This window comes from Pseudobutyrivibrio ruminis AD2017 (assembly GCF_000424305.1).
GTDB classification, from domain to species: Bacteria; Bacillota; Clostridia; order Lachnospirales; family Lachnospiraceae; genus Pseudobutyrivibrio; species Pseudobutyrivibrio ruminis_B.
The window spans coordinates 55,211-77,802 of record NZ_AUJQ01000009.1 but is presented as its reverse complement, the minus strand read 5'-3'; the positions used below and the strand labels follow the sequence as shown (position 1 = coordinate 77,802).

Here is a 22,592-nt window from a genome sequence, read left to right as displayed (position 1 = left end):
ATTTCTCTAGTGCCTACGGTCCTTGCTATCCTGATAATACATCGCCTTATCGCTGTACATCAGCTGATCTGCGGAAATAATCATTGCCTCAATGTTTTCCGCATTATCCTGCCAAATAGCACCTATTGCCATAGGTATTTTCTTTCCCTTTTTCCTTAATTTATCTGTTAGCTCGCTAAAATATTCAGCGTCTATCTGTGGAATCATTGCTATAAATTCATCTCCACCGATTCTGTAGCAATATTTCTTTTTATATACGGAAGATACTGAGTTTGCCACCTCTTTTATTAATTCGTCTCCGGCGTCATGCCCCTTTGTATCATTAACTTCCTTTAGACCATTTATATCTACGTAACATATCCCAACAGACACATTCATTCCCTCTATCATCTTGAGAGTAGAACTAAACGCCTGTCTATTACCCAAATCTGTGAGAACATCATGGGTACTCATGTACATCATTTCATGGGCAAGATTATAGTTTCTCAGCTCTTCAGATATGAAGATTGAAACAGATTCCATAACCTCTCTAAGATTAACATCCAAATTTGGAACGTAATTATCTACTATGAGATATCCAATAACATCCTTCTTATCATTTAAGGCTGCAACAGCATAGCGACTGATGTTTCCTGCCAAAACATCCTCGTATATCTCCTCGCTAATAGCACGAACCGCTACAGAATCCTCTACTATAGCCACCTTATTTTCCTGAAGCTGCTTGCTCCATATTGTAAAGATGTCGTATTTCTCGAATTCCTTTTTGCCAGGAAGACCTCTTCCGCTTTGTCTATCCATCCATTCATAGAAATCACCAGGTTCCCCTCTTTTTGATTCCACCAAGTATACTCTATCAGCCTTTAAGACAGAACCTAAGCTCTTTAACACGGCTCTGATTCCTTTTTTGAAATCGTATGTAGAAAGCACTTTGGCACATTCTATGATTATATTGTTTGAATTAGTAACAATTTCTCGTGTCTCTTCTTTACGCTTTTCTGCGGTAACATCATGGATGATGAAGGCGCAAAATCCCTTTCTATACACGGGAACAGCCCAAAATTCAAACCATTTATTAAACTGTGTATTAAATGTTCTATTTATAACAGACTGACGCATAAAAGCAGCCTGATATGTAAGTCTAATCCAGTCCTCATCCCTGTTGCTTACTGTACTGTAATATGTTGCTCCAATCAGCTCAGCTGATGGCTTTCCTACCAGCGACGAGTATTTCTCATTTACAAACAAAAACTGCATATCCTGCACTGTTCCAAAAGGATCTGTTATTACCTTAAAAAGGCAACATGCATCAGGTAATTCCTTAAGCATATGCAAGATATCTCCTGCAGAAAAATCATTTAACTCTTCTTTAATTGACCCAATTTTTTTGTCTGCCAACTCTAATAACCTCCCGTTTCATACATCTCCCCTAAATATAATATATTATTTAAACCCCAAAATTACAAGGCTTTTGGGCCTCTCTCATTCTATAATCATGGCTCTAACAAAGCCTGCTAAACCATAGTCTCTTTTGCCACTTCCCATGCCAACCTTTTTAATTTTGAACTCCTTTGGCAATGTCTCATCTGTTCTAATTGCTGCAACTGTAGCTGCACCTGTTGGCGTCACAAGCTCTCCCTTAACATCTATTATTTCCAGGCTGATTTTGTGGTCTGCCACTATATTTGTTACCGCTGGAACAGGCACTGGAAGTATTCCATGCTGGCATCTAACTGTGCCATGGCCTTCATACAGCTTTGGAACGATTACTTTATCTACATCTAGATTATCTATACATACAGCTATTGAAATAACATCCACTATGGAATCTACTGCACCAACCTCATGGAAATGAACCTCATTAACTGGCACGCCGTGTGCCTTAGATTCTGCATCTGCTAGGATTTCAAAGATATGTTTTGCGATACTTCTAGCGTTATCTGTCATGGCTGCACTGTCAATTATTTCTGTGATTTCCTTTAATCCCCTGTGTTCATGATGATTGTCGTGATGGTGCTCGTGATGATGTTCATGGTGCTCTTCATGCTCATGAGTGTGCCCGTAAAGATATTCCATATCGTGGTCATGTCCATCATGTTCCTTATCAAGCACTACATCAAAATCCTGACAATCAAGTCCAGCACGCTTTACTCTGCTATATTTAATTTCAAAACCTTCTACATTAACAGTTGAAAGCACTTTATTTAAAACCTCTTTATCAGCTCCAAGGTCTATTAATGCCCCTACTGTCATGTCTCCACTAATTCCTGAATTGCATTCTAAATAAAGTGTTTTCCCCATCTTCATATTCTCCTATTTTTATAATTTCATGCTTTAAATATATCTAAAATATCCATTTTGGACAATATACTAACAAAATAAAAGGCTGATTTCTCAGCCTTTTATTTATCATCAATATTAATTTGTATACTCAAATCGATAGGAGTTGATTTCAGCTTATCCTTATTAATATTCTTCTGAGCTTCATGAAGAATATTCCTTATCTTTTCCAAATCTTCAAAAGCATCATCAGATGAATAAGGTTTGCTCTCATCTTCAAAATTAAAATCCATACCCCACCTCGCTTACTGTGGAGACAGTGTACCAAATCTTTTTGAAGATTCGATGTATTAATAAGGGCTTTTTGGTTAATTATTCTTGTCTTCCTTAACCTCTTCGGCATTCATCTTCTTCGCGATAATTGTTGTTGTGCCTCCAATTACAGCAATGATGATTAATAACAATAACCACCATGGCTTTGTAAATCTGTGCTCGTCATCTACTGTAAGTCCCTTAGCTGTTTCTTCATCTACGATTCTTATATTTTCCTTACTGTCCTTATCTGTATCATCTTCGATTTTCTCACCTGCAAGTGGTGTTTCCTCGTCGATAATTGTTACATCAGAATCGTCCTCTGGATTGATTGGTGTAGTCTTAATAACCTTTCTTTCTGATGGCGCTGAAAGTGTTGTAGCAATGTTACCTACTGCTGGAACTTCTTCATCAACGATTACTACAGGCTCTGCTGTTGCTACTATAGTTGTTGTTCTTGTAGTATATGTTGTTCCACCAGCTGGGCTAGAAGTTGGATTTGGTCTAACAATGTTGAATCCTTTGTTGTCTGTTGCCTGTGTTGCGCGTTCTACAGCTGCCTTTGCGATTTCAACGCTCTTATTAGCAGCTTCTGCCGCTTCCTTTGCGGCCTCATAATCCTTAACAACCTTCTCAAACTCTGCCTTTGCATCGATAAGAGCTGCTGATGTGTAACCACTTTCAGACTGAAGCTTCTGGATTGTCTGTGCAGCTGCAATAACTTTGTTGTATGCAGCTTCTACTGCTTTAAGCTTATCCTGTGCTGCCATCACAGCCTTATTTAATGCGTCAACCTTTGATGTATCATTTAATACTTCCCCAGTTGCTTCATTAAGCTTTTCATCTGCTACCTTCTTGTCAACTTTAGCCTTATCTAATGATTCAATTGCCTTTGTTAGAGCTTTGTCTGCTTTATCCTTAGCATCTATAGCATCTGCTAAATCGCCCTTTATAGCTTCTAATTCAGATTCTGCCTTTGTTTTGTCTTCTATGGCCTTATTCTTAGCAACTTCTGCTGCCTCCTTAGCCTCTTTTGCCTTTTCAAGCTTGCCGCTTGCAGCCTCTATCTTATTATTTAAACCTTCGATTTCTTTCTTAAAGCTTTCAAGCTTTTCTCTAATCTGCTTTGCTTCCTCAGAATTCTCTCCATGCTTTTCAACAACTTCATCAAAATCCTTCTGAGCCTTACCAACTGCATCCTCAGCTGCCTTCTTAGCCACATTAAGATCATTTAATGTGTTCTCAGCTGTTTTCTTATCATCACTAGCATTATTAATGATGCTATTTTGTGCACTGATTGTAGAATCTGCATTATCGATAATTCCTTGCTGCTTTAAAATTTCATTCTCAAGTCTTGTTACTTCTGCATTTGCTGCTTCAAGAATCTTTTCAGCCTGATTTGTCTTTTCCTTTGCAGCTTCGTAATCCTTAGCTGCCTGCTTTGCGTTCTCATATGCCTGCTTGTTCTGGTTGATATATTCGTTAAGAGCCTGCTGTTCTTCCTTCTGCTTAGCATTTGCATCAAATGCTGCTTTTTCTGCAGCTGATACTGCATCACGAGCTGCCTGAGTAGCCAGCTGATACTCTGTATTTCCATTAATAAAATCCTTTTCTGTAAAAAGAACATTATTTACATCTGCTGATGTTGCAGTTGGCTTGCTAATGATTGAGATATCTGCTGTCTCTCCATAAAAAAACATGATATGGTTTCCATACTTGTCTAATGTTTCAAAGTTAAAAAATCCAAGAGCTTCACCAGTTTTATTGTTGTATGCTGTAATGCTATTCTTTTTCCAGTTTATGTTACTTGTATCAACCAAAAAGCTGATTTCATCAGCAGTTAAATCCTTATTTGTTGTATAAATGTAGTATTTAATTAATTCTTCAACTATTTTTGTATTTACACTAAGAGATCTGCTCTTCTTCTCCTCTCTCTCAACATTTTCCATTGTATCTTCAATGTCTTCAAAAGCTGCATACTCGCTCTGAGCTTCTACTAATTTTTCCTTTGCATCCTCAAGCTTCTGGTTTGCAGCTTCTGTTTTCTTCTGAGCCACGTCAATCTTATCCTGTAAGTCTTTAATCTTTGCATTAGCCTCATCGCTTAAGCGCTTAGCCTCACCCTCTTCGGCCTGCATATCTGCTAATTTTGCACTCTTATAAGCTGCATCAGCTTCTGCTGATGTCTTAGCCAATTCAGCCTGATTCTTAGCTTCTACTGCGGCACTTTTAGCATCATTTGCCTCTACAATCTTACCGTCAGCTTCTGACATCTTATTCTCTAATTCTGTAATCTTTCCTTCAAGCTCATTGATTTTGTCTAAGATAGCCTTATATTCTTCAGAATCTTCGCCATAATTATCTTTTACTTTTTCTAAATCATTCTTAGCATTTGTTATCTCATTAATTGCAGCATCTCTTTCTATTTCTGCTGCCTTCTTGTTAGCTTCTGCTATCTTTTTGTCATTTTCTGCCTTTTCAATGATATCCTGCTCAGCTTCGATAGTCTTTACAGCGTTTTCAATAATACCCTGCTGCTTATCTATCTCGTCCTGAAGATTCTCAATCTGCTGCTCCTTAGCAACCTTGTCCTGTTCAAGTTTATCTATATTTGCAGCTGCATTCTCTACGTTCTTTTCCTTCTCTTTTACATCTTCCTGAGCTGCTTCTACTGCCTGCTCTGCTTTACAGGCTGCATCCTTAGCCTTTGTTTCCTGGTCTTTTGCAATCTGCTGCTCTTCTTCTGCTGTCTTTAAATTTTCCTGAGCACTTACTAAAGCTGCCTTAGCTGCCTCTACTGCCTTTGTTGCTGCTTCTACAGCGTTGGCAACATCACCATTATATACTGGATTTCCTTGCTCATCTGCTTCGCCAATACTGTACTTTTCAACTATAGCCACTAGCTCTTTTTCTGCCTTTTCTACTGCTGTAACTGCTTCATCGTACTTCTTCTGAGCATCCTTTACCTTTTCATCTGCAACATCCTTATCCATTTCTGCTGCTTCATATGCCTTATTTGCCTTAGTTGCCTGAAGTTCTGCATCTTCTGCTGCCTTTGTAGCCGCATCAAGAGCTTTCTTAGCTTCATCCTTTGCTGCCTGTGCTTCCGCCTCTGATGTATATGTAGCTTCAGCAAGTGTTTCAACAGTATCTGCTGCTTCTGTTGCTGATGATGCATCCTTTGCTGCTTCTTCTGATGCATTCTTAGCTACTTCTGCTTCAGCTGATGCTGCTTTCTCAAGCCCCTCTACAACTTCCTTTGCGCTTTCAGCAGATACTTTTGCCTTTTCAATTGCTTCTACTGCTTCACCAGCCTCATTAACTGTATCTGAAATGCTATTATTTAATCCAACCTGATTTTCTTCATTCTTTTCTTCCTGATTTGTAATATTTACTTCCTGAGCTGCAACAGCCATTGGCTGCATTACCATTCCAGCGCCTAAACCTAATGCTAAAGTAGTAATAACTTTCTTTCTCATCATTGTAAATACTCCTTTCGAATTTCCCCGTACCTAAGATATTAACCATTTTCTATTAATTACATCTTTTGTTTCGTAGATAATAGCATTCAACTTTATAGCCATTCAACTTTTTGGCAAAAATTGCTATTTTCTGGCAAAAAGTATTTAATATAACTATTTTATATTACATTTTGGTAACAAAAAAAGACTTGCTACCAAATCAAGTAGCAAGCCTTTTCAAAGCTTATTGATTTTCAATTGTGTTTTTCATTGAATCGATAACCTTATTTATAGGATTATCGCTATCAAAAGAAAATACATATCCATGCAATGAATTAGCCTTTTGCATCAGGTTCTTTGAATGAGCCCATACGAATATAGCCGAGCGTCCCTTACCATTTTTGGCTTCCTGAATCAGGTTGGCAGCTGCGCTGTTTCCATCAAAAGCCACCACCATAGATGGGCGACGCTCAAAAATCTCGTAGTTAATACTCTTGTACAGTCCCATTCCCTCAGATTCTATGGAAACTCTAACCTTTACATCAGCTGCTTTTATTCGTTCTGCTTCCTTTTTAGTTATCAGGGATGGTACAAAGGAATATACTCTAAATCCCTTCTTATTGTTATCTAGTATATATTTTTCATAACCAGAAAGCTTATGTCCTACTACAAAGCATACTTCCTCTGGATTTAAATATTCCATCAGCTCATCTAACTGCTTTGTTGCATTTGCACTGATTTTTGTGGTTCTGCTTTCTGTGTTAAAGCTTCCTCCAAGAAGTACAACTGGAAGTCTATCCCAGGTAATCTCCTCTATCTGGTCCTTCAATTCAGTGTTGGCGTTAAGCTTAGCCTTCTTTGAACCCACATGATTTGATATTTTTACTGCTTCCATCTTCTCAAGCAGCACTTCTTCCATATCCCTGCCAGCTAACAGCTTTGTGAAAGCTGCCTTCTTAGTAGAATATGCTATTTGGCTTTCTTTTATGATATTTGCTTCGGCATCGCGCATCTGTCTTAACTCATCATCTGTAAGACCAAGCATCTTCGCCAAAGAAAGCTGCTCATCTATTGAGCTTGTACCGTAAAGTGCGGCTCCATCTGTACCCTGAACGCATCGAATTCCCTGCTTTAAGTACTGCTTCAATGGATGATTTTCAAGGGTATTTAGGTTGTTAAGGCGCACATTACTGGTAATCTGGAATTCCAATACAATGTTGTTATCCTTCAGCTCCTTAAGGGCTTCCTTTCCCTTTTTCGATGTAGGGCTGTAGGTATATAGACCATGTCCAAGACGCATTTTAGGCATCTTCTGACCTGGCTCTAATGATTCCTTAACACATGCAATTGAATGAGCAATGTTATCCTTTTGGCTGTCGTTTTCGCCAGCGTGAACTCGTATTACAAATGTAGGGTCAGCCTTTGCAATCTTTACAATCTCCTTGAAAGCAGGCTTTAAGGTGATAATATCGTTGATTTCCTCACCAACGAAGTCACAGCCTGCAACGTATGGGTCTAAGGCTGTTGCCTTCAGTACCTCAAGGTTCTGCTCCAAATAGTTAGCTGGTGTAACCGCATCCTTTACAATAGTAAGAGGGATTCGACGCATTGCTGCCAAAAATCTAATCATAACCCCTGTTTCTTTATAGATATGAGGCATTACCTCATGAACCTGTCTTAGCATTTCGATAGATTCGTATTTCTTTACAAGGGTGGTATCACTGATTTCTGCGTAAGATACACCCTGCTTCTTATAGCTTCTGGCAATCCAAAGCAGCTTATCCTGGAAGATGGTGTTATTGCAGTATGCTGGGTTTTCCTTATCTCTAAGCATCTGTTTTACTGCATTTCTAACATCCTCATCAGGGATAAAATCAACCTTTGTTAAATCTATCTTTTCTTCACTTTCCTTACCCTTACAGAATACGTATCTATACAGGTAAACCTTTTCAAGATTAGTGAATACAGCCTGACCGTCCTTGATTACTGCCAGGGAATTTCTTATTTTAACGATATTAAGCTCTGCATTATCCAGATTGTTTAAGATTAAATCAGCGAAATTTATAAAGGTATTGTCGTTGATTCTTCTGTCCAGGTACTTTCCCTTCAGGTCAGAAGATACAAACTGGCGGGCTACCTTTTCTCTTTGGGCGTTAACTACTTCCCACTGTTCCTTTGTAAGCTCAAGCTCCAGTTTTTTAACATAATACAATGGATATCTTATCTGGTGAGCTATACCTAAGGCTATTAAGATATCTCCAGTAAGATTACCATTCATGTGAGTGTGTAAGTCTGCCTTAAACTTCAAATCCTTTCTGATAAAGGTTTTGAATATAGTCTTTTCTGGCTCTAGCTTAAAATTCTTAGTCTGGCTCATCAGTGTCTTTGCAATAGCTGGAATGGTAGCCTTTACATCAACGCTTCCGTCTGGGTAAATGCTGGCAATTTCAGTATCGCCAAGCTTAAATATATAGCTTTCCTGATTATTTCCATCTATAAAACAAGGCACTTCGCCATTTATAATCAGCATACCATTCTCATCTTCAGATAATGGCAGTTGGCATGTTTTAGCAATATTACGTATCAGATTACCTGTACTGTGATTTGGTGTTTTCAGCACATAAAATAGCCTATCCAAATCCTTGTATAGGTTTACGATGATGTCTTTTTCGTTATCTAAAAAGAAACAGGTTAAATATGTCATTTCATCTCCTTAACTGGCGTTTTTACTATTGCTATTTACAAATGTTATACTGCATAGCATTAAAAATATCAATCCGAAGCCCAGCGCATCGTATGCTGTGAACTTGCTGCCCAATATAGTTGTTGCTATTATAGCAGCTGTTATAGGCTCTGCAAAGCTGTAAAGGATAGCTTTTTGTGGGCCGATTCTTTTGACACCACTTATGTATAAGGTGAAGGCGCCGATATTTCCTACCAATACTACGAATATAATTCCAAGAATGCCATATATATTTGGGACGTAGTGAATCTGCCAAACTCTAAATATCAAAAATCCTGCCAACCCGCCCATTAAAAAGGACCAGGCCTGAGCGATTACTACTGGCATGTCACCAGTTACCCTTGGGGCAAGCACGTTGTATATCATTACTCCAACTGCACTGGCTATACCTGCAAGCAAGGCCGATGTTGGCACCGAAATGTTTTCCATATTTCCATGTGTTGTAAGGAAAAATACGCCTAGGATTGCAAGAACGATGGAGCAGATTTCTCCTGCCTTTGGAAATCTTTTACCGTGAATACATGTGACTAATAATATAAATATTGGTGCTAAATCCTGTAGGATTGTGCCTATAGCTGCATTTGATAATTCAATCGTTAGGAAGTACAAAAACTGACAGCAGCTTACACCTAAAAATCCGTAAACTAACATGTACTTTGCCCTACCTGGTGTCACCCAAGGTTTAAGGACCTCTTTTTTATATTTAACCAGGCAGTACACCATCAGTACTAAGCCTGATAAACCTAATCTTATTGGCACCAACCACTGGCTATCCATCTGCTGAACATCAAACAAATACTGTCCTACAGAACCTGAAAGCCCCCAGCATGAGGCTCCCAGTATAGTTAACATTATTCCAATATAATCTCTTTTTGCTTTCATTATTACTTACTTTCTAAATCTATTACTCTTTTTATAGGCAAGAAGCAATGCCACATTCAAAAATTCCGTCTCATTTTGCCTATCCAATCATCCACATTCTGCATGCAATCACCAAATGCAAAATTAAAATAGCTGGCATTCCAATCACAAAATACCAATGCTTTGTCTTGTGATGAAACGTGTACATTCCTGCCCATGTTCCTATGCTTCCGCCCACAAGGCTGCATAAGAATAAAGTTTTCTCGGGTATTCGCCACATTCCTTTAATAGCTCTTCTTTTGTCCTCGCCCATTATTAAGAAGCCTACTATATTAGCTATTATCAAATATATTAAAAGAAATCTATCCATTATCCACCCTTTAACAAAAAGACGCCAAGTTATCCACCTGACGCCCTTTACATTCATGTCTTTTACACAATTTCTATTATTTTGCGCGCTTTATTTACATAATTCAGCAACAATCATGTTGATAGCCTTACCATCAGCCTTGCCCTTAAGTGCAGGCATAACCTCTTTCATGATTGCACCCTTATTCTTTGTTGCAATTACCTCTGCAAAATTCTCATTTAAGAATGCTCTGATTTCATCATCAGACATCATTGCAGGAGCGTACTCCTTAATTACATCATATCTGAACTGATACTCCTCTTTAAGGTCTGTTCTATCAGCTGGGCATGTATCAAGCTGCTCCTTAGCTGTCTTAAGCGATTTAAGGATAACCTGATCTACCAATTCATCAGCGATGTTATCGCGTGTTCCAGCATCAATTGCGGCCTTCTTAACATCCGATACAAGTGATGAAATAGCATCCTTTCTAGCCTTGTCTCTAGCCTTCATTGCTGCAACCATATCTTTTTGTAATGTTTCAAATTGCATTATAATACCCTTCTTTCCATAATCATTTTGAAAATATTTTACCACATTCTATGTGTACTGCATCTAATTTATAATTTCTAATAAATCTTTTTCTACATGACACTGCAAGAATAGCACTTCTACCCCTGCGTCCCTTGCCTCATTAAGGGCTATGCCGAATTCAGGATGAGTCTCTATATTAGGGCGAACTTCTGTAACCCCATCAACCTGAATTACAAAAGCTATCATGGCCTTATACCCTAATTTTGTAGCCTTTGCCAGCTCTCTTAAGTGCTTCACGCCTCGCTCAGTTGGAGCATCTGGGAAATAGCCTACCCCATCCTTTATCAGGGTGCAGCCCTTTACCTCCAGCAAATACTCTTCTTCACCCTTTTTCATGAAGAAATCTATTCGGGATTCCCCGTATTTATGCTCTGGGTCGATATAATCATAATCCTGCTTTTCAAGCCACTCCTTCACCACTGCATTTGGCGCCTGAGAATCTATATTGATTATTCCTATTGGCGTGTCTACTGCTATCAGGTCATAAGGTGTCTTTCGGTCTGGATTTGTTGCTTTTTCAAGGTATACAGTCCTTCCTGGTAAAAGTAGTTCCTTGCAACGACCAGTATTTTTAACGTGCACAGTTACTGCATGCCCATCAATTTCCACCTGCGCTATAAAGCGATTAGGCCTTGATATGAATTTGGCTTCTACAATATTGCTATATCTCATAGGACGCTTAATCCTCTCCAACTAATGTAACTATTCTTGGTTCATAGCCTACCGCTGGAAGAAATACCTCGAAAATATCCTTAGTTGTTATCTTTAAGCTAGAAGTATTTACGCATGGATGGCAGCCGATATATTCGCTATTTTTCACATCCTCATCTATCAAAAGCTGCACTACATGGTCCTTATCATTCATAAGTCCCATTACACTAACTGAACCTGGCTCAATATCCAAATACTTTACCATATCCTCAGCCTCTGCGAATGAAAGTCTTGCAGAATTTATTTGTTTTGATAATTCCTTAGTTTTAAACTTCTTATCACCCGGCATAAGCAGCAAATAAAAGTTAGTCTTTTGCCTGTTGCAAAGAAACAAATTCTTGCACATAAGTGTACCAAGAATCTTATCAACCTCCGCGCAAGCCTCCATAGTATCCGCAGCATCATGGTCCACGCGCTTGTAATTTATCCCAAGATTATCTAAATAATCATATACACGTATTTCTCTATCTAATCGGCCCTCAGTATCTGCAGGGCGCCCATCCTGTAACTCTGTGTTTATTGACATTGTTGCCTCCCTAATTATTTATAGCTAATACTATAACATAATTAAATAAAAAAAGACCAAGTTCAAATGAACTTGGTCCTTGAAAACTTATTAATCCTGTACGTATGGCATAAGTGCAACGTGACGAGCACGCTTGATAGCTACTGTAAGAGCTCTCTGGTGCTTAGCACATGTGCCTGTGATACGACGTGGAAGAATCTTTCCACGCTCAGAAATGTACTTCTTAAGCTTTGCTGTATCCTTGTAGTCGATAACGTTATCTTTACCACAGAAAACACAGACTTTCTTTCTTCTATGCATTGGTCTTCTTCTCTGCTGACCATCGCTTGTCTTATTAAAAGCCATGATTTAACCTCCTATAGATGTTAGCCAAGGCTTTCGTTGCCTTGACTTAGTTGAACGGTAATTCCTCGTCAATTCCATCAGGGATGTTCATAAATCCGTCGCCTGCATCAGAGCTTGGTGTGAAGTTGCTGCCACCGTCAAAGCCGCCGTTTACTGCACCACCATTACTCTGAGAATTCTTGCTCTCTGCGAACTCGACATTCTCGCAAACTACATCAGTAGTGTAAACCTTCTGACCTTCCTTGTTAGTGTAGCTACCTGTCTGAATACGACCTTCAACTACGAACTTTGTGCCCTTGCGAGCATACTTTTCAAGGAACTCAGCTGTCTTGCCAAATGCAACACAGTTAATAAAATCAGCTGTCTGCTCATCTCCATCACGCTTGAATCTACGATCTACAGCAAGTGAAAATCTTGCAACAGCGCTATTGTTTGCTCCACCGTAACGAACCTCAGGGTCTCTTGTGAGACGTCCCATAAGAATAACTTTATTCATAATTAATCTCCTTGTCTTACACTATTAAGCCTCGTCAGCTCTAACGCATAAGAAACGAAGAACGTTGTCCATGATGCGAACATTCTCTTCGATCTGTGCAGGAACGCCTGCCTCAGCATCGAAATGGATGAAGTAATAGAAACCTTCATTCATCTTCTGAATATCATAAGCAAGTCTCTTCTTGCCCCAATCATCGACGTCTGTGATCTGTCCACCAAAGCGAGTGATGTACTCCTTTGCCTTTTCAACTGTGGCAGTTCTTGCATCGTCTTCGATCTTCGCATTAACAACGAGTGCTAATTCATACTTGTTCATGCTTTCTACCTCCTTTTGGTCTATTGGCCAAACTACTAATTATTTAATAGCCTAGCAAGGATATAATAAATTTTATACCACGAATTAAGATATTAACATGAACCGATGCGTTTTTCAAGGCTTTAATAGTATTTATTTAATAATTTTTTCTAATTAACTTTGTAGCTACAATTCAATACCCTGTAGCTTTGCAAGCTCAGTAAACACTTCTCCGATTCGCTCTCGGATAATCAATGTGTTTTCTGCCTTTCTAACGGCCAAATCACTCTGATTAATGATTACCAAATACTTACCTCTGAAATAATTAACAAATGATGCCGCAGGATAAACAGTAAGAGATGTGCCACCAATTATTAACATATCTGCTGATGAAATAGCACTGATTGCGCCTTCAACCTGGTCCTCTGGCAATCCCTCTTCATATAATGTAATGTCTGCACGAACTGTGCCGCCACAATAATCACATTTTGGAATTTCATCCTCTGAATCGAAGATAAAATCTACCGGATAGCTGGTTCCGCAATTCATACAGTAATTTCTAAGTGCACTACCGTGAATCTCGTAGACGTTTTTGCTTCCCGCTTTTTGATGTAGACCATCGATGTTTTGAGTAACTACACCTATCAGCTTTCCTGTCTCTTCCAGCTTGGCAAGATATTTGTGGGCATTGTTCGGCTCGATATTTCTAGTGTCCATCTTCTGACGATGGAATTCGAAATAAACCTTAGGCTCACGCATCAAACAAGAATGGCTAAGCAAATACTCTGGCTGATACATATCAAACCTGACATCATGCTGATTATAAAGACCATCTTTACTACGAAAATCTGGAATACCGCTTTCTGTTGATACTCCAGCGCCGCCGAAAAACACTATTTTAGACGATTCATCTATCATCTCTTTTAGTGCTTTTATGCTTTCCATATTTTCCAACACTTCTTCCCCCTTTCCCTTCTCTTATGCAAATCTATTATCTATAAACCACTTCTAGAATGGTAAATGATACACAATCACAGCGCAAATAACGCCAAGAACCATGCCAGCCACAAGCTCTGGAATAGTATGTCCAAGCTTTTCCTTGAACTTGATAATATCAAGTGGCTGCTTGCCTTCTTCTTTTCTTTCATCATTAAGATTATTTAATGCTATACCCTGACGCTGAGTTTCATAGCGAACACCTCTCGCATCATATATAACAATAAATGCGAAAAACAGAGCCATTACAAGTTCAAATGAGCCGCCTCCATATATTGCTCCTGTTATAACAACAAGTCCTGTTACTGTAGCAGCATGTGAGCTAGGCATTCCACCGCCGCCGATTAAACGCTCCTTACAGAAGCCTGATTTTACAGTATCAATAATGACCTTTAATATTTGAGCTAAGAACCAGGCTGATGCTGGCGCAATAAAAATCTTATTTGTAAATAAATCTGCGATAAAATTCATTATTTCTCCTTTAATCTAGAAGCGCATTATAAATATCACGCTTGCTAACTCCCCTATCCTTTGCAACTGCCTTCATAGCTTCTTTCTTATCCATGCCCTGGTCTAAATACATCTGCATGTGTTCTTCAATGGACATTTCATCAAAAGCTGCTCTTGCTTCTTCTATTACCTCGGCCTTTGACTTGCCAGCGATAACTAGCACGTATTCTCCTCTTGGCTCTTTAGTTTCATAAGACTTAAGTGCTCCGCCAATTGTAGTCTTTTCTTTTTCCTCATGCTTTTTGGTAAGTTCTCTACAAAGGGTAATTCCTCTATCCTCACCAAGGACGTCTCTAAGCTCCTTAAGGGTACCAATCAGATGATGTGGCGCCTCATAAATGATGATTGTTCTAGTTTCATTCTTTGTCTCTTCAAGAACTCTTCGACGTTCTTTTTTGTCTTTTGGTAAAAATGCCTCAAATGCAAAGCGTCTGCAGGCCTGTCCGGACATTGTTACTGCAGTGATACATGCAGCTGGGCCAGGAACCGATGTAACCTCAATTCCTTCCTCGTAACACATCTTTACCAGCTCTTCGCCTGGGTCAGATACGCCAGGAGTTCCTGCATCAGTAATGACCGCAATGTTTTGTCCTTCTTTAAGCTTTTCAATAAGAGTGATTGCTTTATCTACCTTATTGAATTCATGGTAGCTGGTCATTGGTGTATCTATCTCAAAATGATTTAATAGCTTTATTGAATTTCTAGTATCTTCTGCCGCAATCAAATCTACCTCTTTAAGGATTCTCACCGCGCGAAAAGTCATATCCTCAAGGTTTCCGATTGGAGTTGCAACTAAATAAACTGTTCCGCTCATTTTTACCTCATACTTTTATTTCATTCCGTATATCTCTAATATTTCCTTAGTATACTTGCCTGGTGCATCGTACACTATTAATGGAGATTCCACTGTAAGCTGTGGTCTGCCGCCTCTGACGCCCTCTATGAGCACCATGTTTGGCTCTTTATTAACGTATGGATACACAAGTCTCATACGCTTTGGCTCGATTCTATATTTTCGCATGGCTTCGAATATTTCCACAAGCCTTGATGGACGATGCACGAAATAGCATCGACCCTTTGGTTTTAAAACTGCAGCTGATTCTCTAACCACATCATCTAGCGAACAAAGCAGCTCATGTCTTGCTATGGCCTTGGCGTCGTTAGGATTTTTCAGCCCATGGTGATTTGTCATGTAAGGTGGGTTGCTGGTAACCACTTCCATGGAAGCCTTGCCAAATATCTTGCTGGCCTCCTTAATATCACCTTCTATTATATCAATTCTGTCCTGCAAATCGTTATATAAAACTGAGCGTCTTGCCATTTCAGCGCTTTCAGGCTGAATCTCAAGACCTGTATAATGCTCACCCGTATTCTTTGCTTCCAATAATATAGGAAGGATTCCCGTGCCTGTGCCTAAGTCTAAGGCTCTTTCTCCTTCGTTAACTGTAGCAAATCCTGATAGCAAGACAGCATCCATGCCAAAACAGAATTTGTCAGGATGCTGTATAATTTTATATCCTTTTATTTGCAAGTCATCTAAACGCTCATCTTCGCGTATCAGACTATCCATTAATCTCTATCCTCCAAGTCAGCTAGCTCCTTAGCCTCTTCCTTAGATACCTGTACCTTTCGCTTTCTAGGCTTAAACTTAAGCTCTGTTGTAGGGTAATCCTTAACTTCCTTTAAGTCTCCATCCTCGAAAAGAACTCTAACAGTCTGTCTAAGTACGTTAACTGACTGAACTGTTCCCTTGATTCCTTCAGGGGTTGTTACTGTATCGTTAATACCTGGTAATCGACTATTTAGGTATTCGTAAGTCTCCTGCTCATTCTTAAGGCAGCACATAAGTCTACCGCATACTCCCGAAATCTTTGTTGGATTAAGAGACAGGTTCTGCTCCTTAGCCATCTTGATGGAAACTGGAACAAAATCTCCAAGCCAACTTTTGCAGCAAAGCTCTCTTCCGCAGATTCCGATTCCGCCCATAAGCTTTGTCTCATCACGAACACCAATCTGACGAAGCTCGATACGTGTGTGGAACACTGCAGCAAGGTCCTTAACAAGCTCTCTAAAATCGATACGGCCATCAGCTGTAAAATAAAAGATAAGCTTATTATTATCAAATGTATATTCAGCGCCAACAAGCTTCATTTCAAGCTCTCTCTTTGCGATTTTCTCCTCGCAAATCTTCATGGCCTCTTTTTCTTTTTCGATATTCTTCTCGGCCTTCTTCACATCATCATTTGTGGCCTTACGAATGATTTTCTTGATTGGTCCTGGAACCTCATCATCGGAAATTTCCTTATCTACAAGTAAAACTGTTCCGATTTCAACTCCGCGAACTGTCTCTACTATAACCTGATCCTCGCGCTTAAAATCAACGCCATTTGGATCAAAATAATATACCTTTCCGCCCCCTCTGAAGCGGACACCTATTACCTTTATCATCTAGTATTCTCCTTAATTGCATTTATGAGAAGCATAATCGTCAATTCGAAATTGACATTAGCATTTAATCTGGCTCGAGTTGCAGCAATTGCATCGATAATATTGTTCAAGCCATGGTATGTGCAGTCATTAGCCTGCTGATGTATATCAAACGAATCCTCTTTAAATAGCATAAGATTATCGTTCATTGTCGCTTTATATAATAGCACATCTTTGAACCAAAGGGTGATTAAATCTAGCATTTGGTCCATAAAACCTTCGAACTTATCTGGATTGTCATTCTTTTTATCAGCGTCGTTTTCCTCTTTGATAGCCTTAACTTCATCAGCAATCTGGACCTCTTCCATTTTGCTTGCCTTTTTACACAAAGACACAACACGATTTTTCACATCGTTAAAGCTGGAATCAGTTGCAAGCGCTATGGCCTTTCCAACATTGCCCTGTGCAAAGGATGCCACCATGTTTGCCTGATAATCTACAGTTTCGTATTTATTCTTAAGAATGTTTTTTATGCTTTCTGTATCCACGGATTTCATTTGGATTAGAACACATCTAGAAAGAATAGTCTGAAGGAATGCATTATGATTTGCTGTAAGCAGAATGATGATAGCATACTCAGGAGGCTCTTCGATTGTCTTTAGAATTGCATTTTGAGCCTGCTGATTCATGCGCTCTGCTTCATCTACTATATAGATTTTATATTTATTGCTGTATGGCTTAATATCAACGTCGTTTACGATTTTCTCACGTACAACGTCTACACCTATATTTGCTTTGCCTTCTTCTCGTGTGACATAGATGATGTCTGGATTGTTTCTAGACAAAGACTGCTTGCAGCTATGGCATTCCATACAAGCATCATCTGAAGGATTTTCGCACTGAAGCATAGTGGCAAAAGCTTCTGCAAGCATCATCTTTCCTGAGCCCTTCTCCCCGCTAAGGATATAGGCGTGGCTGTGATTGCCTGACATTACTGCATTTTTCAGAAGCTTTTTAGCATCCTCCTGTCCTACGATTTCTGCAAAACTCATTTAACAAAATTCTCCAATTTCTAGGTGATAATATCAAGTAGTAATCCTCTGATTTCATCAACCTTGTTTAAAATATCTATGTGGTCCTTTTCATCCTGAACTAGTGCTGTTGCCAGTTCATCCATCTGTTCATCAACAAGCTTTATCATGCCGTATACTCTATGACGTCCACGTCTATCAAGGAAGTTTTCTCTTGAAAATTTGTGGCTACGATTTACCACTTCATTAAGGAAATCCTTTACCAGTCCGCGGTATCGTTTCATATCTCTGATATCCATATGCTCCGACAATAGCTTGCCCTGGGTTGTTATATCATTCAATAGATTGGTGAGCTTTTCCTGTAAATCAGCATCATCAATAGCTGCCGCCAACGTAAACTTAAAAGTATCGTCCACTGGCGCCGACTGCTTCACACCCTCTGTAGGTTGTACCTGACTTACATCGCTTACTCGAATATCCATACTAACCCCTTCTGTTCTTTATGAACTGAGCGATTTTTTCGCTTGTATTCTGACTATCCTCGTCGTTATTAAACAATGTTGTTATCTTGGCAGCCTTAAGATTTTCTTCAGAAAAATCCTGCTGGTCTGCTAAAAATCGTCTACACATTTCCTCGTATTTTGGCTGTGCCTGCTGGCGTTCTCTATCAAGAGCTCTTGATAGTCGAAGACCATCATCTACTTCTATATATATCGGCATAACTTTGTCACTACCGTAGTAATCCCTTATTTTTACAAAGCTTTCAACTGTGCCTATTACAAGATAATCATCTTTTTCTAAATCGATTTTCCCGTCGTCTACTGTGAAATAAAACCAAGGTCCATGTACTGTATCGTATTTACGCAGTTCAATTACCTTACCTGATGCTACAAGAGCATCCTTTTCTTCTAACGAAACGTAATTATATTCTTCACCTGGTTTTTCGTTGCTTCTGATTGGTCTTGTTGTATAGGAAACGATTCGCTTCAATTGTAAATCGTCCCTTCCCAGCAAAAGCTTGAATATTGTGTCCTTACCTGATGAGCTTTTGCCCATGATGCAATATATACTTCCCATAATGTCCTCTTTACTATTTTCTAACTCAAGTATAATTCACGGTCTACTATTTGACAACGCAGATTCGCCCATTATTTAACCCTGTTACATGGATTCCTTCATTCATGGAGCTTATGATTATACTTACAGCCTCTTCTGTTATTTCCTCACCTGGAACAATCACTGGTGCTCCCGGTGGATATAGGCATACCATTGATGTGCTGATTCTACCTGATGCTTTTTCTATTTCAAGCTCTTCACTTTTGGCATTCTTTGCCTCCCAAAGCTCTAGCTTCTTATTAGGCTTCATGACTTTTGTGATTGGTACACAAATCTCCCCATCAGCAAGATTTTCATCTATTTCTATTAGAGCTTTTTTTAATCTTTCAAAGCCCTCTTTTGAATCCATAATACTAGTCATGGCAAGCAGATATGAAAAGCTTGAAAGTTCTGTCTCTAATTCATATTTTTCTCTTAAAATCTTTGCCAGTTCTACTCCTGTAATGCCTGCATTTTTTGTTGATATTACAAGCTTGCCCTTATCCTTAAGCTGGCTATTTTCATCTATGATTTTTATGTGCTTAAGCTTTCCACTTATCTTATAAAAATCCGTCAGGTTATCCACGTATTCCTCAAAGTAATCTGTGGATTTTTCCATTATATCTATGCATCTACTTATTGAATCCATAAGTACATAGCTAGGAGAGCTGGTTTCAAAAATATCCAAAGCCTCTCTTATTTTTCTAACATCAACCCTGGTTTTATTTACTAGCATTGCCGCTGTCTGTGTAAGAGATGGCAGAGTCTTATGTAAACTGGTGATTGTTATATCAGCAGCTTGCGCGCTTTGATGTGGAAACTCATGATGAAATCCAAGATGAGCTCCGTGGGCTTCATCCACAATAAGGATGATATTATTTTCATGGCAATAATCTGCTATCTTTTCAACCTCACAATAATATCCTTCATAGGTTGGTGAGGTTATCACTACTGCTGACACAGGTTTGTTAGCCTTATCAACAGCTAACTGAATTTCTTCTAAGGTTGCTGCCGCATAAATTCCATTTTCATCTACCTTAGGATATATGTATCCAACCTGAAGATGTCTTAGAGTTGCTGCGTTATACACACTTTTATGGGAATTTCTTTGTATCAGTATTAAATCCCCTTCATTTACACTTGCGTAAACAGCTGATAGATTTCCAACAGTTGATCCGCCCACTAGCATAAAAGCTTCATCAGCTCCATATAGCTTTGCTAGTCTCTTTTCATCTTCTGCTATTACATCAGATGGGTCGTGCAAATCATCCACTCCCTCTACCTCTGTCATGTCTATCCCGTAACACCCCTCAAGCCTGCGTTTATGACCAGGCATGTGGAACGGGTACATATTCGATTTTGCGTAATTTTCTAATCTTTTGCTTAAACTCATATTTCTTACTTTTATTTTTAATTAATAATCAATATAATGTATTTATTCTTAATAGCGGAGGCACATATGAACAAGACTCTTGTAATCCTTTGCGGCGGAGATAGCTCACGCATGGGTACAAAAAAAGCTCTATTACCTTTTGAAGATAAAACTATGGTTGAATATATCTATGATAAGTTCAGCCCTTATTTTGATAAGGTTTATCTTTCTGTTAACGAAAGGGGCGACCTTGCTCATCTTGGCCTTGATGCTCAGGAGATACCAGACATTTCTCGAAACGGTGGCCCTTACTGCGCAATTCTTTCATGCTTAACTATGATTACTGGGGACCGTGCATTTATTATGTCTGTTGATACTCCATTTATGGACCCTCGTACAGCTGTGCTTTTATACGAGCAGTCCTATAATTATGATATTACAACATTTAATTTCAAAGATGATTTTGAAGATTCCGTTTGCGGAGTTTATAGCAAGCGCTGTATTGGTCCTCTTTTCAAAAGCATCTTCTTCAAAAACACTACTAAAAAATATATTCATGAAAGATGTAATACCAATCTTATTGATACCGAGGAAATTGCCAATATTTCAAAGGTATCTATGGAACAGCAATTTTATAAGGTTAGTGACAGACAGTCTTACTACTATGCTGTTTTTTCCATCCTTAAGCACAATTTTGTTTGCTAATCTAAAAAGCGTTTTAGCTGTGGCATCCAATCTCCAAGGAATACCATGTTCTTTTCCATAGCATCCCAGATTGGTGTTAAAAAGTTCATAAGACATTTATTTACGTCTGACCACTGAGGGTCAGACTTCTTTTTTTGTCGTAATTCCACTTTCCACTTCTTCTTCATGTAGGTATAATCACCATAGCTTTCTAGCATCTTAATTCTAGTATCATCTATAACTATATTTTTCTCCTGAAGAAGTGAATATAATCTATCCTTTACTTTTCTGCCATTCACTGGATTTGATATAAGGATTTCGTAAGCTGTCATGTAATGGTCCATATCATTTATCAATTCCAGCTTTTCTATAATCTCAAGCAAATGCTTTGACAGCTCTTCTTCCTTTGAATTGATTAATACGTCTACAGTTCTGTTTTCGTAGGCAATCAAATGAAGGGTTATCTTTTCTGGTTCCTGGCTGGCGCCGTGTTTTCTAAAATGTAGATATAGTGGTACATACATTTCATCCACGGTGATTTTCAAAACAATCTTGTTTTCATCTACTGAACCGGTAACTGCAAAGCCCTCTGTTGCAGCCTTTGATATGATTTCTTTTAATATATCGCGCATGTAAAGGATAGCCATTTTCTCATCTAAATCCTTCACATACTCATAATATATATTTGTGATACACAAATCCTTATATACATCAGAATTAAATTCGTTGTAGTTGCACAGATATAGTTCGTTACAATATCTGCCATTAGCCAGCTGCTCAATAATCAGTTCAGATACGGCTGCCGACAAAAGATTTTTAAATGGAATATTCAGTTTTTCTGCTTTTTCCTTTATTCCCAATCGATTAATCATAGCCACACGCCTACCATCGTTTGTACCTTTTTAAGCACTTTTCGTTCCTTGGCATATTCCATCAGCTTGGCAACATCCTTGTTTTCATCCATGATGTATGCCCATACACCCTGCTTGAAAATTTCTCTATCTATCTTTTCCTGGTATTTTAAAACATCACAAATTAATCTTTCTTTTGTGTAGATTTTCATTTTGCCGCCGGCAAAATCAGTCTCGGTCACCCCAAGCTCTAGCACTTCTGGCTCTGTATAATAAGGCTCTACTATTGGATAATCTATATGGAATCTCGATTTAGACGTGTTTTTATTGATAGCAATGCTCCATTTATAAGGCCTATCGTTAAGATAACCATAGACATATAAAGCAGATTCTATTGTAAGAATGCCATCCTCGCCGAATAGCTTATATATCCATTCTTCTTCCGAGCATTCGAAATATTTAGTAGTGTAATAACCACTTTTTACTCTGATTAGATAACCTTCCTCCACAAACTTAAGCACTCTTCGGTAATCTACCCCAAGAGCTTCTATCTCGCTTGTTTTAATTAGGCCACCATTGTTTTCCACCAAATCATTGATTTGTTCTAGCTGGTATTGCTTTTTTTCATCCCTTGAAAATAAGTTATCCATTTTTTCCACT

25 protein-coding genes are annotated in these 22,592 nt (G+C 38.8%); 1 reads left to right on the top strand and 24 read right to left on the bottom strand.

The window, feature by feature from the left end; all coding sequences use genetic code 11:
* Positions 1 to 6: 6 nt before the first annotated feature.
* The 22 genes from G611_RS0107955 to G611_RS0107850 all read right to left on the bottom strand — a co-directional run bounded on the left by G611_RS0107955 (position 7) and on the right by G611_RS0107850 (position 20,418).
* The gene (locus tag G611_RS0107955) at positions 7 to 1,395 is read right to left on the bottom strand and encodes a sensor domain-containing diguanylate cyclase (protein ID WP_028243168.1); all 1,389 of its coding nucleotides are present in this window, start codon (positions 1,393 to 1,395) and stop codon (positions 7 to 9) included.
* An 84-nt stretch (positions 1,396 to 1,479) separates the two neighbouring features.
* The gene (locus tag G611_RS14330) at positions 1,480 to 2,298 is read right to left on the bottom strand and encodes a LarC family nickel insertion protein (RefSeq protein ID WP_036948680.1); all 819 of its coding nucleotides are present in this window, start codon (positions 2,296 to 2,298) and stop codon (positions 1,480 to 1,482) included.
* Positions 2,299 to 2,399: 101 nt separating this feature from the next.
* On the bottom strand, positions 2,400 to 2,570 hold the full coding sequence (locus G611_RS15730; protein WP_155942270.1) for a hypothetical protein: 171 nt from the start codon (positions 2,568 to 2,570) through the stop codon (positions 2,400 to 2,402).
* 75 nt (positions 2,571 to 2,645) lie between these two features.
* Positions 2,646 to 6,071: a hypothetical protein gene (locus G611_RS0107940; RefSeq protein ID WP_028243167.1), complete on the bottom strand. Its 3,426-nt coding sequence runs from the start codon at positions 6,069 to 6,071 to the stop codon at positions 2,646 to 2,648.
* 223 nt (positions 6,072 to 6,294) lie between these two features.
* Positions 6,295 to 8,754, bottom strand: coding sequence for an adenosine deaminase (locus G611_RS14325; RefSeq protein ID WP_036948677.1), 2,460 nt, complete (start codon positions 8,752 to 8,754; stop codon positions 6,295 to 6,297).
* A gap of 9 nt (positions 8,755 to 8,763) precedes the next feature.
* On the bottom strand, positions 8,764 to 9,675 hold the full coding sequence (locus G611_RS0107930) for a DMT family transporter (RefSeq protein ID WP_028243166.1): 912 nt from the start codon (positions 9,673 to 9,675) through the stop codon (positions 8,764 to 8,766).
* A gap of 79 nt (positions 9,676 to 9,754) precedes the next feature.
* Entirely contained in the window at positions 9,755 to 10,024 is a 270-nt protein-coding gene (locus G611_RS0107925; protein WP_028243165.1) for a DUF1294 domain-containing protein, read from the bottom strand.
* A gap of 90 nt (positions 10,025 to 10,114) precedes the next feature.
* Positions 10,115 to 10,552, bottom strand: coding sequence for a GatB/YqeY domain-containing protein (locus tag G611_RS0107920; protein WP_028243164.1), 438 nt, complete (start codon positions 10,550 to 10,552; stop codon positions 10,115 to 10,117).
* A 63-nt stretch (positions 10,553 to 10,615) separates the two neighbouring features.
* Positions 10,616 to 11,266, bottom strand: a complete 651-nt coding sequence (sfsA, locus tag G611_RS0107915; protein WP_028243163.1) for a DNA/RNA nuclease SfsA — start codon at positions 11,264 to 11,266, stop codon at positions 10,616 to 10,618.
* Between the two features lie 7 nt (positions 11,267 to 11,273).
* Positions 11,274 to 11,831, bottom strand: coding sequence for a prolyl-tRNA synthetase associated domain-containing protein (locus G611_RS0107910; protein WP_036948675.1), 558 nt, complete (start codon positions 11,829 to 11,831; stop codon positions 11,274 to 11,276).
* A gap of 90 nt (positions 11,832 to 11,921) precedes the next feature.
* A complete protein-coding gene (gene rpsR / locus G611_RS0107905) occupies positions 11,922 to 12,176 on the bottom strand; it encodes a 30S ribosomal protein S18 (RefSeq protein WP_028243161.1) in 255 nt (84 codons plus the stop codon).
* Positions 12,177 to 12,222: 46 nt separating this feature from the next.
* Positions 12,223 to 12,672 carry a single-stranded DNA-binding protein gene (locus G611_RS0107900; protein ID WP_028243160.1) on the bottom strand — a complete coding sequence of 150 codons (450 nt, stop codon included), beginning with the start codon at positions 12,670 to 12,672 and terminating at the stop codon, positions 12,223 to 12,225.
* A gap of 24 nt (positions 12,673 to 12,696) precedes the next feature.
* The gene (gene rpsF / locus G611_RS0107895; RefSeq protein ID WP_028234188.1) at positions 12,697 to 12,987 is read right to left on the bottom strand and encodes a 30S ribosomal protein S6; all 291 of its coding nucleotides are present in this window, start codon (positions 12,985 to 12,987) and stop codon (positions 12,697 to 12,699) included.
* A gap of 165 nt (positions 12,988 to 13,152) precedes the next feature.
* Positions 13,153 to 13,911, bottom strand: a complete 759-nt coding sequence (locus tag G611_RS0107890; protein WP_155942272.1) for an NAD-dependent protein deacylase — start codon at positions 13,909 to 13,911, stop codon at positions 13,153 to 13,155.
* A gap of 63 nt (positions 13,912 to 13,974) precedes the next feature.
* On the bottom strand, positions 13,975 to 14,433 hold the full coding sequence (locus G611_RS0107885; protein WP_028243158.1) for a divergent PAP2 family protein: 459 nt from the start codon (positions 14,431 to 14,433) through the stop codon (positions 13,975 to 13,977).
* A gap of 10 nt (positions 14,434 to 14,443) precedes the next feature.
* Positions 14,444 to 15,286, bottom strand: a complete 843-nt coding sequence (gene rsmI, locus G611_RS0107880) for a 16S rRNA (cytidine(1402)-2'-O)-methyltransferase (RefSeq protein WP_028243157.1) — start codon at positions 15,284 to 15,286, stop codon at positions 14,444 to 14,446.
* A 15-nt stretch (positions 15,287 to 15,301) separates the two neighbouring features.
* On the bottom strand, positions 15,302 to 16,042 hold the full coding sequence (locus tag G611_RS0107875) for a tRNA1(Val) (adenine(37)-N6)-methyltransferase (protein WP_028243156.1): 741 nt from the start codon (positions 16,040 to 16,042) through the stop codon (positions 15,302 to 15,304).
* Entirely contained in the window at positions 16,042 to 16,920 is an 879-nt protein-coding gene (locus tag G611_RS0107870; RefSeq protein ID WP_028243155.1) for a PSP1 domain-containing protein, read from the bottom strand. Before G611_RS0107870 ends, G611_RS0107875 begins: the two co-directional genes overlap by 1 nt.
* Entirely contained in the window at positions 16,917 to 17,951 is a 1,035-nt protein-coding gene (locus G611_RS0107865) for an ATP-binding protein (protein ID WP_028243154.1), read from the bottom strand. The genes G611_RS0107870 and G611_RS0107865 overlap by 4 nt, the downstream gene beginning before the upstream one ends.
* Before the next feature lie 20 nt (positions 17,952 to 17,971).
* Positions 17,972 to 18,412 carry a YaaR family protein gene (locus G611_RS0107860; RefSeq protein WP_028243153.1) on the bottom strand — a complete coding sequence of 147 codons (441 nt, stop codon included), beginning with the start codon at positions 18,410 to 18,412 and terminating at the stop codon, positions 17,972 to 17,974.
* 1 nt (position 18,413) lies between these two features.
* The gene (locus G611_RS0107855) at positions 18,414 to 19,007 is read right to left on the bottom strand and encodes a guanylate kinase (protein WP_028243152.1); all 594 of its coding nucleotides are present in this window, start codon (positions 19,005 to 19,007) and stop codon (positions 18,414 to 18,416) included.
* Positions 19,008 to 19,053: 46 nt separating this feature from the next.
* Entirely contained in the window at positions 19,054 to 20,418 is a 1,365-nt protein-coding gene (locus G611_RS0107850; RefSeq protein ID WP_028243151.1) for an aminotransferase class I/II-fold pyridoxal phosphate-dependent enzyme, read from the bottom strand.
* A gap of 66 nt (positions 20,419 to 20,484) precedes the next feature.
* Between G611_RS0107850 and mobA the strand changes: the two genes are divergently transcribed.
* Positions 20,485 to 21,102: a molybdenum cofactor guanylyltransferase gene (gene mobA / locus G611_RS0107845; protein WP_028243150.1), complete on the top strand. Its 618-nt coding sequence runs from the start codon at positions 20,485 to 20,487 to the stop codon at positions 21,100 to 21,102.
* Here the strand turns inward: mobA and G611_RS0107840 are convergent.
* Together G611_RS0107840 and G611_RS0107835 are read right to left on the bottom strand one after the other, a co-directional pair.
* Positions 21,099 to 21,953 (bottom strand): hypothetical protein, encoded by an 855-nt coding sequence (locus G611_RS0107840; RefSeq protein WP_028243149.1) that lies wholly within the window; start codon positions 21,951 to 21,953, stop codon positions 21,099 to 21,101. The genes mobA and G611_RS0107840 overlap by 4 nt on opposite strands.
* Entirely contained in the window at positions 21,950 to 22,582 is a 633-nt protein-coding gene (locus tag G611_RS0107835; protein ID WP_028243148.1) for a type IV toxin-antitoxin system AbiEi family antitoxin domain-containing protein, read from the bottom strand. The genes G611_RS0107840 and G611_RS0107835 overlap by 4 nt, the downstream gene beginning before the upstream one ends.
* Positions 22,583 to 22,592 lie beyond the last annotated feature (10 nt).